This is a genomic window from Winogradskyella eximia (assembly GCF_003386165.1).
In the GTDB taxonomy this organism is placed as follows: Bacteria; Bacteroidota; Bacteroidia; order Flavobacteriales; family Flavobacteriaceae; genus Winogradskyella; species Winogradskyella eximia.
In genome coordinates this window covers 224780-238367 of the sequence record NZ_QRDV01000003.1, presented here as the reverse complement: position 1 = coordinate 238367, position 13588 = coordinate 224780, and the positions used below count along the sequence as shown (strand labels likewise).

General features: G+C 32.4%; 15 protein-coding genes. 4 read left to right on the top strand and 11 right to left on the bottom strand.

The features are described 5' to 3' along the window. The first annotated feature begins 29 nt into the window (after positions 1-29). Genes DFQ10_RS09195 through DFQ10_RS09180 form a run of 4 tightly spaced genes read left to right on the top strand, consistent with a single transcriptional unit; the run spans position 30 to position 4608 of the window. On the top strand, positions 30-506 hold the full coding sequence (locus tag DFQ10_RS09195) for a GNAT family N-acetyltransferase (RefSeq protein ID WP_115817119.1): 477 nt from the start codon (positions 30-32) through the stop codon (positions 504-506). Beyond that, positions 506-1756, top strand: coding sequence for an aspartate kinase (locus DFQ10_RS09190; protein WP_115817118.1), 1251 nt, complete (start codon positions 506-508; stop codon positions 1754-1756). Before DFQ10_RS09195 ends, DFQ10_RS09190 begins: the two co-directional genes overlap by 1 nt. Before the next feature lie 19 nt (positions 1757-1775). Next, positions 1776-3608 carry a GNAT family N-acyltransferase gene (locus tag DFQ10_RS09185; RefSeq protein WP_115817117.1) on the top strand — a complete coding sequence of 611 codons (1833 nt, stop codon included), beginning with the start codon at positions 1776-1778 and terminating at the stop codon, positions 3606-3608. Then, positions 3595-4608: a carboxypeptidase-like regulatory domain-containing protein gene (locus tag DFQ10_RS09180; RefSeq protein ID WP_181897614.1), complete on the top strand. Its 1014-nt coding sequence runs from the start codon at positions 3595-3597 to the stop codon at positions 4606-4608. Before DFQ10_RS09185 ends, DFQ10_RS09180 begins: the two co-directional genes overlap by 14 nt. A 66-nt stretch (positions 4609-4674) precedes the next feature. On the opposite strand, the gene DFQ10_RS09175 is transcribed toward DFQ10_RS09180, so the two are convergent. The 11 genes from DFQ10_RS09175 to DFQ10_RS09125 form a co-directional block, all read right to left on the bottom strand. Next, complete coding sequence (locus tag DFQ10_RS09175) at positions 4675-5160, bottom strand: YtxH domain-containing protein (RefSeq protein ID WP_115817115.1); 486 nt, start codon at positions 5158-5160, stop codon at positions 4675-4677. Between the two features lie 55 nt (positions 5161-5215). After that, positions 5216-5746 (bottom strand): YtxH domain-containing protein, encoded by a 531-nt coding sequence (locus tag DFQ10_RS09170; RefSeq protein WP_115817114.1) that lies wholly within the window; start codon positions 5744-5746, stop codon positions 5216-5218. A 113-nt stretch (positions 5747-5859) separates the two neighbouring features. After that, positions 5860-6624, bottom strand: coding sequence for a sulfite exporter TauE/SafE family protein (locus DFQ10_RS09165; protein ID WP_115817113.1), 765 nt, complete (start codon positions 6622-6624; stop codon positions 5860-5862). 15 nt (positions 6625-6639) lie between these two features. Next, positions 6640-7026, bottom strand: coding sequence for a VOC family protein (locus DFQ10_RS09160; protein WP_115817112.1), 387 nt, complete (start codon positions 7024-7026; stop codon positions 6640-6642). A gap of 57 nt (positions 7027-7083) precedes the next feature. Beyond that, positions 7084-7542 carry a DUF1801 domain-containing protein gene (locus tag DFQ10_RS09155; protein WP_115817111.1) on the bottom strand — a complete coding sequence of 153 codons (459 nt, stop codon included), beginning with the start codon at positions 7540-7542 and terminating at the stop codon, positions 7084-7086. 197 nt (positions 7543-7739) lie between these two features. After that, positions 7740-9443, bottom strand: a complete 1704-nt coding sequence (locus tag DFQ10_RS09150; protein ID WP_115817110.1) for a phytoene desaturase family protein — start codon at positions 9441-9443, stop codon at positions 7740-7742. Between the two features lie 15 nt (positions 9444-9458). After that, positions 9459-10400, bottom strand: coding sequence for a 2-hydroxyacid dehydrogenase (locus DFQ10_RS09145; protein ID WP_115817109.1), 942 nt, complete (start codon positions 10398-10400; stop codon positions 9459-9461). 84 nt (positions 10401-10484) lie between these two features. After that, complete coding sequence (locus DFQ10_RS09140; RefSeq protein WP_115817108.1) at positions 10485-10850, bottom strand: cupin domain-containing protein; 366 nt, start codon at positions 10848-10850, stop codon at positions 10485-10487. A gap of 109 nt (positions 10851-10959) precedes the next feature. Continuing rightward, entirely contained in the window at positions 10960-12333 is a 1374-nt protein-coding gene (gene mgtE / locus DFQ10_RS09135; protein WP_115817107.1) for a magnesium transporter, read from the bottom strand. A 56-nt stretch (positions 12334-12389) separates the two neighbouring features. Then, complete coding sequence (gene rsmA, locus DFQ10_RS09130; protein ID WP_115817106.1) at positions 12390-13178, bottom strand: 16S rRNA (adenine(1518)-N(6)/adenine(1519)-N(6))-dimethyltransferase RsmA; 789 nt, start codon at positions 13176-13178, stop codon at positions 12390-12392. 85 nt (positions 13179-13263) lie between these two features. After that, positions 13264-13584: a DUF4286 family protein gene (locus DFQ10_RS09125; protein WP_115817105.1), complete on the bottom strand. Its 321-nt coding sequence runs from the start codon at positions 13582-13584 to the stop codon at positions 13264-13266. Between the last annotated feature and the right edge of the window lie 4 nt (positions 13585-13588).

Genomic DNA, 13588 nt, shown 5'->3' with positions numbered 1-13588 from the left:
TATATTTGAGTTTTCTTTTTAAATAATCAATGAACCAACCACGATTAGCCCTTAGGCAAGATATGCCAAGAGTTTTAGAACTCATCCAAGAATTAGCAATATTCGAAAAGGAATCAGATGCTGTAGAAGTCAGTGTTTCTGATCTAGAAAAAGATGGTTTTGGTACACACCCAAAATTTATTTGTTTTGTTTTAGAAGTTGAAAATACTATTGAAGGGATTGCTTTAGTGTATCCTAGATATTCAACTTGGAAAGGCGAAGTTTTGCATCTAGAAGATCTTATTGTTAGTGAAAAATGTAGAGGTAAAGGTTTGGGTACCCAACTTTTAGATGCGGTTGTTAAACATGCAAAGCAAATAGGAGTTAAACGTGTTAGTTGGGAGGTTTTAGATTGGAACGATCCAGCTATAGAATTTTACGAAAGTAAAGGAGCAAATGTTATGAGAGATTGGAACGTTGTTCACTTAGACGAAAACGGAATTACTAATTATTTAAACCAATTATAATGCGAGTTTATAAATTTGGTGGAGCATCAGTAAAGGATGCAGATGGTGTAAAGAATTTAGCAGAAGTTCTAAAAACTACAGGTTTCGATAAGACTTTAGTTGTGGTTTCAGCAATGGGGAAAACAACGAATAGAATGGAGTTGGTTATCAAAAATTATTTTGAAAATAAACCAGAATTACAAAGTGCTATCCATGAAGTTATTAAATGCCATGACGACATTATAGTCGATTTATTTGAAAATAAACGTCACCAAGTATTTACAGATGTAAAGATGCTTTTTGATGAATTAAATACATTTTTTAAAAGCAATAAATCACCAGATTATAATTACGTCTACGACCAAACCATTGGTTTTGGTGAGTTAATTTCAACCACAATTATAAGTCATTATCTTAACGAAATTGGTTTAAAAAATAATTGGATAGATGTAAGGGAATTTATAAAAACGGATAGTTACTACAGAAGATCTAATGTAAATTGGGAAGCTACTCAAGATAATATTTCTACTAATTTAGATACTAACATCTTAAATATTACTCAAGGATTTTTAGGAAGTGATGCCAATAATTTTACCACAACCTTAGGAAGAGAAGGTAGTGATTATACGGCTGCAATATTTGCGTATTGTTTAAATGCAAATAGTGTAACTATTTGGAAAGATGTACCAGGTGTATTAAATGCAGATCCTCGTTATTTTGACAACGCACAATTACTACATCAAATATCGTACAGAGAAGCCATAGAATTGGCATTTTATGGAGCATCTGTAATTCACCCAAAAACGCTTCAGCCGCTACAACAAAAGGAAATTCCGTTGTATGTTAAGTCATTTTTAAACCCAAAAGGAGATGGAACCTGTGTAAGTAAAGGAAAAGCTTTAGTGCCAGAGATTCCATGTTTTATTGTTAAAAAGAATCAGACTTTAATTTCATTATCTTCTTTGGATTTTTCATACATTATGGAAGAAAATATTAGTGAAATTTTTAGTTTATTGCATTTGTATAAAATGAAGGTAGATGTGATTCAGAATTCAGCGATTAGTTTTTCTGTTTGTATTGATAATTTATACAATAATTTAGAAAAATTGCTTCAACATTTAAAAGCGAAATTTAAAGTAACATGTCACGAAAATGTGAGTCTTTACACTATTAGGCACTATAACGACGTTGCAATACAAGAGTTAGAAAAAGATAAAACTGTATTATTGAAGCAATTAACACAAGGTACAGTGCAAATTGTAACTAAATAAACTTTACTACATTTGTTTTATGGGGAAATCGTCTGATACTGGTTTAGTAACCGCAAAAGAAGTGGCTAAAGCAATCCATGCTGATAAGTATGGTTTCTTGGGTACTTTGTTTGGTTGGATATTAATGAAGGTGCTTAAAATTTCTACCTTAAATAAAATTTACAATCGTAATAAACATCTTAAAGATGTCGGTTTTCTTGATGCGATTTTAGACGAGTTTCAAATTAAATTCGAAATTCCTGAAGAGGACATGAAGCGACTTCCTAAGGAAGGTCCTTACATTACTATTTCTAATCATCCTCTTGGTGGTATTGATGGTATTTTATTATTAAAGTTAATGATAGAGCAGCGAAGCGATTTTAAAATCATTGCGAATTTTCTTCTGCATCGTATTGAGCCTATTAAACCATATATAATGCCAGTAAATCCTTTTGAAGACCGTAAGGATGCCAAAAGTAGTATCGCTGGTTTTAAAAATGCAATTTTACATTTAAAAGAAGGTCATCCATTAGGTGTGTTTCCAGCAGGTGAGGTGTCTACGTATAGAGATGGAAAATTGGTAGTTGACAAGGAGTGGGAAGTTGCTGCAATGAAGCTAATTCAGAAAGCAGAAGTGCCTGTTGTTCCTATTTATTTTCATGCTAAAAATAGTCGTTTATTTTATAGATTGTCTAAACTTAGTGATACACTCCGAACAGCAAAATTACCTTCAGAGCTATTAACACAAAAACGACGTGTAATAAAAGTAAGAGTAGGTAAACCGATTTCAGTAAAAGATCAAAAGGAACATGAAACGTTGCCTGAGTTTTCAGAATTTTTAAGACGAAAAACATATATGTTGTCTAAAACTTTTGAAGACAAACCTAAGATTTTAGATAATTTGCAATCGCAATTAAAAGTATCAAAACCACCAAAACGTATTGTTACTCCTATTGCACCTAAAATAATGATTGCTGAGGTTGATAAATTAAGAATAAATGATGCAAGGCTTTTAGAAAGTAAAAATTACGAAGTGTTTTTGGCTTCTGCAAAAGATATTCCTAATATCTTAAGAGAGATTGGGAGACTTAGAGAGATTACTTTTAGAGAAGTTGGTGAAGGTACTAATGAAGCGATTGACTTAGATAAATTTGATACGTATTATCACCACATGTTTTTATGGGATAATGAAAAAAACGTCATCGCAGGAGCTTATAGAATGGGCTTAGGCTCACAAATTTTTAAACGTTTCGGAATTGATGGATTTTATTTACAAGATCTGTTCCGTTTTGAGCCCGAATTACATAAAATGATGAGCCAATCTATAGAGATGGGTCGTGCATTTATTATAAAAGAATACCAGCAAAAACCAATGCCTTTATTTTTACTTTGGAAAGGTATTGTGCATATTACCTTACGTTATCCAGAACATAAATATTTAATAGGAGGAGTGAGTATAAGTAACCAATTTTCTAACTTTTCTAAAAGTTTAATGATTGAGTTTATGAAGTCTCATTACTATGATCCTTATGTAGCTCAATACGTGCATCCTAAAAAGGAATTTAAGGTAAAGCTACAGGATGCAGATAAGGACTTTGTATTTGATGCTACAGAGGCTGATTTAAATAAATTTGATAAGATTATAGACGAAGTAGAACCAGGAGCATTACGATTACCTGTTTTACTTAAAAAATATATTAAGCAAAATGCCAAACTTGTAGCGTTTAATGTAGATCCATTATTTAATAATGCGGTAGATGGTTTAATGTATATAAAAATCGCAGACTTACCAGAAAGTACAGTGAGACCCGTAATGGAAGAATTTCAGGCCGAATTAGAACGAAAATTTATGGATAATAGTGAGGATAAATAAAGCGAGCATAATTGCCTTTATTCTACCTCTCTTTTGTTTCTCACAAACGTTTACAGGCCGTGTGTTAGATAGGCTTACTCAACAACCTATAGAAACAGTTTCAGTTTATTTTGATAATACCACAATAGGGACAACCACAAATGATAAAGGGGAGTTTTCAATAAGCTATACTGATGCAGTACAATCCACTTTGGTTATTTCTTATTTAGGTTATAACAAGGTTTTGATTTCCGATTTTAGAAGTAAAAATAATGTTGTAATAGAACTTGTTGAGGCTGATAATGCTTTAGACGAGGTGTATCTAGAATATGATGATGGTTTAACTAGACGACAAAAATTAAGATTATTCAGAAAAGAATTTTTAGGAAATTCTAAGTTTGGTAAATCTTGTAAAATATTAAATGAAAACGATTTAATTTTAAAATACGATAAGCATAAGAAAGACTTATATGCAAGTTGTAAAGTGCCGTTAAAGGTGCTTAACAAATCCTTACAGTATGAAATCTCTTATGACCTCATTGATTTCGAAGTTAATTTTAAATATGCAAATCTTAAGACTAGAGAGTTTACTGTAAATTCGGTGGTATATTTTGGAACTTCATTTTATAAGGAGTTAGAAAATTTCAAAAAAAATAAGAGTATCAAAAATAGAGAACAGGCATACAGTGGTTCTGTACAGCATTTTATGCGTTCACTTTATAATAAAAACCTTAAAGACGAAGGGTATTTGGTTTTTTACGATGGATTTATCGTTAATGAATGGTCTTATTTTACTGTTGAAGCTGTAGAAAATACTGATTTTAAAAAGGTAAGTCTAAAGGAGAACGTTTCTATTTTATATGATAAAGACTTTCAATCAGAATTGCAATTAGAAATAGATGAATTCTTTATTGACACCTATGGTAATTATGCACCTATTATTGGTGTGTATTTTAGTGGAGTTATGGGAAATCAACGTGTTGGTGATACGTTGCCTTTGGATTATGGTTTATATGATTAATCCATTTTTGAATTTATACTTATTAGAACAAAAAAAGCCAGAATGTTAATTCTGGCTTTTTTAATTTTAAAGGCTTTTAAACCAATCTTGAAATTGTTCTCCAATAATTGGTACAGGTTTCTTCTCTCCACTTAAGGCTCCGATTAAACTCATAATCCATAATACGAGTCCGGCAACTCCTATAATAAATGGAAAATAAGGTATAGGGATCCATGAGAGGAATGAGAATAATAGTAAACCTAACATTTGTCTAATATAGAAAGAACCTAATTCTGTTTTTTTCTCTCCATTATTCATAATTAGAGCAATAATCCAACCTATCCACCATATATGTGCAATGATAGCCACGTTTTTACCGTCACTTAATACTTGCTTGGCATCATCAGCAAAATCGCTAGCAGCTTGTTTAGCCTCACGACCAAGTTCCTTAGCGTCGTCAGAAAACTCATTGGCCTTTTGGCTTATCTTATCACCTGCTTTTTTTGCTCCTTCTTTAACGTCACCTATCATATCATCTAGGTCGTCGCTTAAATTTTTATTATCGTCAGACATATTTTTTTGTTTTTTGGTTAGTGCTATAAAGTTAACGAAAATGCATTAACAGTTTTTATTTCTTTCCAAATAACTTTTGAAAGAAACCTTTAGCTTCAGTATACGTTTCTTTAGCATCTTCCGCTAAATCTTCTAATTTATCCTCTGCAGCATCTGCGAACTTAGATGCTTTTTCTTTTGCGTCACCAGCAAATTCATTCATTTTTTCACTAGCTTCACCTGCAAATTCTTTAGCTTTTGCTTTAGTTTCAGTATAAGTCTCTTTAGCATCTTCTGCTAAATGAGAGGCTTTTTCTTTTGCAGCATCAGTTAATTCATCGAGTTTTTCACCTGCTTCATGTGCAAATTCAGATGCCTTTACTTTAGCTTCAGAATAAGTTTCTTTTGCTGTATCTGTAAACTCATTAAGTTTTTCGCTTGCGTCATCAGCTAATTCAGAAGCTTTATCTTTTGCGCTATCAAATGCGTCTTTAGTTTTGTTTACAACTTCATTTGTTTTCTCACTTACACTATCAATAGCTTTATCCACTCCTTCTTTAGTGTTATCTAGCATATCATCACTTAAATTTCTTGTATCTTCAGACATCTTTTTTAATTTTATTTAAGGTGTAAAGTTAACAAAATTAGAGTAGTAAAATGTTTTGAAAAATTTCAGGAATAAAAATTTCAATAATTTATAAGAGAAAATTATTTAAGTAGTTAACTAAATAGCATAATGATACCACCAATAGCAGTAACAATTAAAATGAAGCGTCTATAGTTTAGATTAGAAATTAGTTTTACAATATGCACACCAATAAAAAATCCTATCAGAACTGCTGGTATTAATACCGAATTTAAAACTAAAGTCTCTTTGGTAACTGTTTTCCAAATCAAAATATGAAATGGAAGTTTAAAAATATTTATAATAAAAAATAACCAAGCAGCCGTTCCAATAAACTCATTCTTAGGAAATCTCATAGTTAAAAAATAGATATTGGAAACTGGGCCAGCTAAATTGCCTATCATCGTAGTGAAACCGGCTAAAAATCCCATGCTAGAAGAAAATAATTTGTTGCTTGGTGGTTCTGTAGACTTTATTTTTTCTAGAAAAAACATTATGGCAACAGATATAATAATTATAAAGGCCATAAGTTTTTTAAAAACATATTCTGAAATGTCATTACCAACCCATACACCAACTAATACACCTATAATCATCCAAGGTATTAGCTTTTTTATAATTCCCCAATCTGCATGTCTATTATAATAAATAACGGCTAAAATATCAGCGCAAATTAACATAGGAAGTAGAATACCTGTGGATGCTTTTTCTCCAAAGACAAAAGCAAGTATAACCACTAGAATAATACCTATGCCTTTAATACCAGCTTTAGATAAACCCAATAGAAAAACAGCACAACTAATGGCAAGCCATTGTAATGCATTTAAATTATAAGATTGAAGAATTTCTAAATAGGTCAAATACTATTCTATAAGTTATAAAAAGGCTTTATCTATAGGCTCCCAAAGCTCAATTTTATTACCATCGTTATCTAAAATCCAACCAAATTTCCCGTAGTCATACTCTTCCATTTCACCAACAATAGTAACACCTTCTTCTTTTAAAGTTTCTAAAAGTTCCTTTAAGTTTTCTACTCTGTAGTTAAACATAAAGTCTTTTTTAGAAGGTTCAATATATTTAGTATCTTCTGCAAAAGGGCTCCATTGGGTAGAACAATCTTTTCCTTCTTTATCTTTCCACCAGAATGTGCAGCCATAATCGTCAGTATTAAAACCTAGATGTTTATTGTACCAATCTTTTGCGGCTTTTGGGTCTTTAGATTTAAAGAATAATCCACCAATTCCTGTGACTCTTTTTTTCATTTTATATTCTGAATTATTTCAGAATCTTACAAAGTGAAGTTCTGAAAGTTTATAATTTTATTTCTTTTTTATTACAGTTTCGTAGATGGAAATCCACTCTTTTGCGGTCATTTTTCTTGTTAGCTCTCCGATTAATTCAAATGGTATATCATCCATTTTTTTAAATCTAATACAGCTTTTGCCCATATCTAATTTACGTTTACAATGCTTAGGGTATTCTGTGACAAACCATTTTTGTAATTCTGGGTTGGCATAAATACCACTATGGTAAAGGTTTACTGAGTTTTTTTGAGATGCAAAACTCATAAAAGGCAAAGGTGTTTTAGGATCGCAATGGTAGCCATCTGGATATACGGAATGTGGTACATAATAACCAATCATTTTGTATTGCATTCCTTCTTCAAAACCATTTGGTAAGTTGTCTTTTATAACTTGTCGTAATTTTTTTAAGGAATCTTGGCGTTCTTCTGGAACTTGACTTATATAATCTTCTGGTGATTGAGCTTCGTATTGCATAAAATTTGTAATTAGGTAGTACGCTGAAGTACTAATCTTGAGAATAAAGATATAATAAATCCTAGAATAGTTACAATAACGGGCATTATCATACCATAAAGTCAGTAATGCTATATGCTTTTATTTCTTGTTTTTACTCGTTTAGTTCTATTATACTACATGGCATAATAAAAGTTAAAGAGAATGTATTAGCATTATTAATTTGCCGATGTAAAAACATCTTTAGATGCTAATTTGGTTTTTTTAAGTGCTATTTTCTTTTGCATCCAATCAGGATAGTTGGTATCATCTTCAGCATCAAAAATGCGTAAATGTTGTTCTTTATTTGGTTTAATTAAATCATCTTGCCTGCATCCTAAAATAGCAGCTGCAGTTTGTACGCCAGAGTAACTTGCTCCTGCAACACCATGAGATACGGTACTTGCACCACATAAATAAAAATTCTCTATCTCACTTTTCATTTTATAAGCAAAAGGACCAATATGTTTTAGGCTTTTTTCTGTACCATAAACGTTTCCGTCAGTAGAATTGATGTAAAATTCATTGGTTATTGGTGTGCCCAATTCTTTATGTACAATGCTTGCTGTTATGCCAGGAACCACCTTTTCTAAACTGCGTAAAAACTTCTGAATAATTTGCTCTTTAAATTGTAAATAGGCTTCAGAGCGTTCCTTGTCTTCGTCTTTAAAATCAGCAAAAGCTTCGTAATTTATATAAGTAATAGCTTCTAAGGTGTGATAGCGTCCATCAAAACTTATTGGATCTTTTAATGTTGTGCAACTAATAAACATACCTGGAAATTCGTTACCTTTAAGAATGTCTGCGTTTTGCGAATCATCATAAATGGTATCGAAATCTTTATCTTTTAAAAGCCAGATATTACCAGAGTCTAAACCTGCTTTTTTTACATCCATGTCTACCGTTAAAAACAGCATAATAGATGTGCAAGAGTATTTAGTTTTACTCAGTTTTTTTAGCAATTTAGCGCTTATATTTTCTTTTCCTATGAGGTTAAAATAGGTGATACCTGGATCCGCATTAGAAATTACTCGACTTGCAAAAATTTGCTCTCCAGATTCAAGTTCTACACCAATGGCTTTTTTCTTTTTGTCACCTTCTATTAAAACTCGTTTTACAGAAGTACTAGTTTGTACTAAACCATTGTGCTTTTTAATTTTATTGGTCATAGCTTTAACAATAGCTCCTCCTCCTCCCATTGGATAAAATCCGCCAGCAGAATAATGAGCCATTATAGCAGCATGCATAATAAAACTTGCTTTTTTAGGTGGTAAGCCATGGTCACCAAACTGCACATTTAAAATACTTTGTAACAACGGATCTTTTACATGCCAATTAATTACGCGTTTTAAACTGAATGGTGAATATTTACCCATATGCTTAGTGCGAAACGGAATGGTGATTTGTTGCCATAATCCTTTTACTTTAGGAATAAGTTGCAATTGTTTCCCAACATTTTTAACCAAGGTTAAATATTTAATTATGCCTTTCTTTTCGTGAGGAAAACGTTCTATCAAAGCCGCTTGAAAATCATCAAAATTTGAAGGATAATCGAAACGTTCATCTTCTATCCAGCAATGCTCAAATCCTTTCGGATTCATTTTGTAAAATGCAATATCGTTTGCAATTCCTAAACCTTCGTAGAGTTCGCTTGTAGATTGACCTTTATCTAAAAGCCCTACATAATGAACTCCTGGTGTAAACCGATAACCATTAAGATAGAAGCTATGGCACCAACCACCAGGAACATCATGTTGTTCTAAGACCAATACTTTTTGTCCTGCTCTAGCTAAACATATTGCTGCTGATAATCCACCAACTCCAGCGCCAACAATGATGGTATCGTAAGTGTTTTTTGTGTTGTTATTTTGAGAAACTGACATGCTTACAAGGTACTTTTATTTTTTGAAAAATGCTTCTATTTTATCAACGATAGTTTGCGCTAATTTTTCTTTGCTTTCAATCGTCCAGCCTGCAACATGAGGTGAAAGTAAAACGTTTTCTGATGCTATTAGATACTGAAAGGCTTCTGGCATATTATCTGAAGAGAATAAATTTTCGAAAGAGGCTTTTTCATATTCTAAAACATCTAATCCTGCTCCTAATATTTTACCAGATTTTAATGCGGTAACTAAATCTTCTGTAACTACACTTTTTCCACGCGCTGTATTAATTAGCCAAAATGGTTTTTTAAAGCCGTTTATAAATTCTGAATTCACCATTTTTAAAGTCTGTGCTGTTTGTGGTATATGAAGACTTAAAACATCTGCTTTAGCTTTTAATTCTTCGAGAATAACTTGTTTGGCATTGGCATCTCCAACATTAGTTTTTATGTCATGGCACAACACGTTAACATCGAAACCTCTTAGTTTTTTTGCGAAGGCTTTTCCCATATTACCATAACCAATGAGTCCAACGGTTTTTCCATCTAACTCCAGTCCTCTGTTTTCTTCCCGCAACCACTTACCTTGTCTTACTTCTCTATCTGCTTTATTCAGCTTGTTGAAAAGTGATAATAACATACCTAATGCATGTTCACCAACGGCATTTCTGTTGCCTTCTGGTGCAGAAATAAGATGAATTCCTTTTTCTATGGCGTAATCACAATCAATGTTTTCTAATCCTGCACCAACTCTGCCTATAAATTTTAGGTTTTTGGCCGCATCTAAAAATGGTTGATCTATTGTAAATCTACTACGGATTATAAAACCATCGTAATCTGCGATTTTTGCTTCAATTTCTGATTTTGAAGAGGTACAATCTTCATGATTTGTGAATCCTAAATCGTTAAGTTGATTTATGAGTAGAGGATGATTAGTGTCTAAATGTAGTATTTTCATAATAATGCCTGCGAAAGCAGATATGTATTTTTAGGATTCTGACCTCAAAGGTTTTTAAAACCTTTGAGGTCTTTGTTTGTCTATTTATATTTTAGGATATTCAGTTTGAGTTAGTTTATGTTCAACTTTCCCAGTATGTGCTGTGTTCAGTTTTTCAAATAAAAGCACGTGTACTTCTTCGTCGTTTTTAGTTGTTGGATTGTGCTCTATACCTTTTGGAACTACGATTATTTCGCCTGTATTAATGACTTCTGTCCGATCTCTAAATTGCATATAAAGTGTGCCTTTTATTACTTGAAATAATTCGTCTTCGTTATCGTGGCTATGCCACACAAATTCGCCTTTTAATTTCGCCAGAATGACTTGCATATCATCTACCACAGCAATTTGATGTGGATGCCAGTTTTTACTAAATTTTGTAAATTTTTCTGTGATGTTTATAGCTTTCATAGGATAAAGTTACGAAGTTTTGCGTTAAGGATTGAAGTGAAAATCCTTTTGCTTTTTAGCAAAAGATTGTAACGGAAAGCCTGACCCTTGTGGTAACGCCAAAAAAATCCTATATACCAAGAATCATTTTTGCTATTAAAAAATAAATTAAAATACCAAAAACATCATTGCTTGTGGTAATAAACGGACCTGTTGCAACTGCTGGATCGATACCTCTTTTATTTAAAAAAATAGGAATAAATGTACCGATAATTGCAGCCATAATTATTACCGCTACTAGAGCAATACTGATTGTTATAGATACAATATATGGTGTGCCAAATATAAAATGTGTGATAACAATGGCGACGAGCGATATGGCAACTCCATTAACTAATCCTAGTAAAAATTCTTTGAATAATCGTTTAATAATATTACCATCTATAGTACCATTTGCAATACCTTGAACTACAATTGCTGAAGATTGTACACCAACATTTCCGGCTGTAGCTTGTATTAAGGGTACAAAACTAAGTAATACAACAAAGTTGCCCATGTTGTCATTAAACTGTTCTATAATACTAGCGGCTCCAAGACCTCCAAACATGCCAATAAATAACCAAGGTAAGCGTGCTCTTGTTAGTTTTAGAATACTATCATCTGCTTCGACATCTTTAGAGATACCTGCTGCTAATTGGTAATCTTTGTCTGCTTCGTCACGTATAACATCTATAATATCATCAATGGTAATTCTACCAACAAGTATTTGGTCGTCATTGACTACAGGAATGGCTTCTAAATCGTATTTAGCCATTATTTTTGCTACATCTTCTACATCGTCATTAACATGTGCCCAATCCACATTGTCTTTAGCGATATCTGCAATTTTTGTGTCACTTTTAGAAATGATTAAATCTTTTAAAGACAATCTACCAATAAGTTTATCTTTTTTGTCTACTACATAAACTGAGTGAACCCTTGTGACATCTTTAGCTTGACCTCTAATTCTGCGCAAGCAACCAGCAACCGTCCACGTTTCGTAAACCTTTACTAACTCTTTTGCCATAAGTCCACCTGCTGTGTCTTCATCATAGGCTAAAAGTTCTTGAATTTCATCTCTGTGTTCATGATCTTCTATATACGCAATAACTTCCGCTTGTCTTTCTTCAGGAAGCTCTGCAATCATATCTGCAGCATCATCGGTATCTAGTTCTTCTACTTCTTCAGCAATTTCTTTAGTAGAAAGGTTTCTAAGTACTTTTTCTCTAATGTCCTCATCGAGTTCCATTAGGATTTCTGAAGTGGTTTCAGAATCTAGAAGTTTTATTACATATACGGCATCATCTAGATCTAAATCATCAAGAATTTCGGCAATATCTGCATGGTGATACTCATTTAATAAGGTTTTTAGGTCTTTGTCGTTTTCTTCGTCGACAAGGATTTCTACCTTTTCAATAAGCTCATCTGTAAGCTGAAATTGTATGTTGTCTTGGATTTCTTCCACTTCGTTTTTGTAGTTTCATTGAACTTCTATTGGCTTAGTGAGACAATAGAGGAGAGTTAATCAACGTCTTTTTCAATCAACGATGTCAGCTCAATAAATTGTGAAACACTTAATTGTTCTGGTCGTTGCCCAAATATAGTATTTGCTTTTAAATTATCCGACAGATTGAATGTTTTTAAACTGTTGCGTAATGTTTTTCTTCGTTGTTGAAAACCTGTTTTTACAACCCTAAAGAATAATTTTTCATCACACGGTAATGTGAAATTATCTTTACGTTTTAATAATAATACACCTGAATCTACTTTTGGTGGAGGATTAAAGACTGTTGGAGGCACTGTAAAAAGATATTCTGCATCATAAAATGCTTGTGTTAAAACAGATAAAATACCATAAACCTTTGAGCCTTCTTTAGAACAGATTCTTAAGGCAACTTCTTTTTGAAACATACCAGAAAATTCAGGTATTTGATGTCTTAGTTCTAAAGTTTTAAACAGAATTTGAGAGGAAATATTATAAGGAAAATTACCAATGATAGCAAAAGGTTTGTCTTTAAAAACGAGATTTAAATCGTATTTTAAGAAGTCTTTTTCTATAATTCTGTCGGCAAGATTTAAGTAATTGTTTTTTAAATAGTCTACGGATTCTGTATCTATTTCTATAACGTGTGTTGTGGTGTCTTTTTTAAGAAGGTATTTGGTTAATACACCCATTCCTGGACCAATTTCTAAGACATCATTGTAGCCCACTAGAGATAAGCTATCTGCAATATCTTGAGCTATTGATTCGTCTTCTAAGAAATGTTGTCCTAGATGTTTTTTTGCTTTTACTTGGTGTTGATTTGCCACAAATACACAATTAGATTTTAAATTTTGAAATACAAAGATACATAGAGCTGTACAGAGATAAGCAGTCTTGTCTGTTTTATTGAATCTATTTGTAGTCTATGACATATTCATCTATGACTTCTAACTCCGTTCTAAACGATAAAACTTTATCTCCAAAACGTTTTAAACCTTCTTGTTTTAAATGCTCTGAGTGCTCTGCATAATACGTTTCTAAAGCTTCTCTTGAGTGTGCTCTATATTGTACGGAATAGGTTTCGGATTCGTCATCTTCTACCAAAACTTTTGTTAGTTTGGCTTCTTTAAATTTTCCTGTAGCTAATACTTGTGGAATATGTTCTTTTATCCACTCTAACCATTCCTTGTGGACGCTTTTATCTATGTTTAGGGTAACGTTGTATATGATCATTTTT

Excerpts from the sequence above, each read along its gene's own strand:
- DFQ10_RS09195 (WP_115817119.1), top strand. The coding sequence starts at position 30 with ATGAACCAACCACGATTAGCCCTTAGGCAAGATATGCCAAGAGTTTTA.
- DFQ10_RS09190 (WP_115817118.1), top strand. The coding sequence starts at position 506 with ATGCGAGTTTATAAATTTGGTGGAGCATCAGTAAAGGATGCAGATGGT.
- DFQ10_RS09185 (WP_115817117.1), top strand. The coding sequence starts at position 1,776 with ATGGGGAAATCGTCTGATACTGGTTTAGTAACCGCAAAAGAAGTGGCT.
- DFQ10_RS09175 (WP_115817115.1), bottom strand. The coding sequence starts at position 5,160 with ATGTCTGACGATAATAAAAATTTAAGCGACGACCTAGATGATATGATA.
- DFQ10_RS09170 (WP_115817114.1), bottom strand. The coding sequence starts at position 5,746 with ATGTCTGAAGATACAAGAAATTTAAGTGATGATATGCTAGATAACACT.
- DFQ10_RS09160 (WP_115817112.1), bottom strand. The coding sequence starts at position 7,026 with ATGAAAAAAAGAGTCACAGGAATTGGTGGATTATTCTTTAAATCTAAA.
- DFQ10_RS09155 (WP_115817111.1), bottom strand. The coding sequence starts at position 7,542 with ATGCAATACGAAGCTCAATCACCAGAAGATTATATAAGTCAAGTTCCA.
- DFQ10_RS09150 (WP_115817110.1), bottom strand. The coding sequence starts at position 9,443 with ATGTCAGTTTCTCAAAATAACAACACAAAAAACACTTACGATACCATC.
- DFQ10_RS09145 (WP_115817109.1), bottom strand. The coding sequence starts at position 10,400 with ATGAAAATACTACATTTAGACACTAATCATCCTCTACTCATAAATCAA.
- DFQ10_RS09140 (WP_115817108.1), bottom strand. The coding sequence starts at position 10,850 with ATGAAAGCTATAAACATCACAGAAAAATTTACAAAATTTAGTAAAAAC.
- DFQ10_RS09125 (WP_115817105.1), bottom strand. The coding sequence starts at position 13,584 with ATGATCATATACAACGTTACCCTAAACATAGATAAAAGCGTCCACAAG.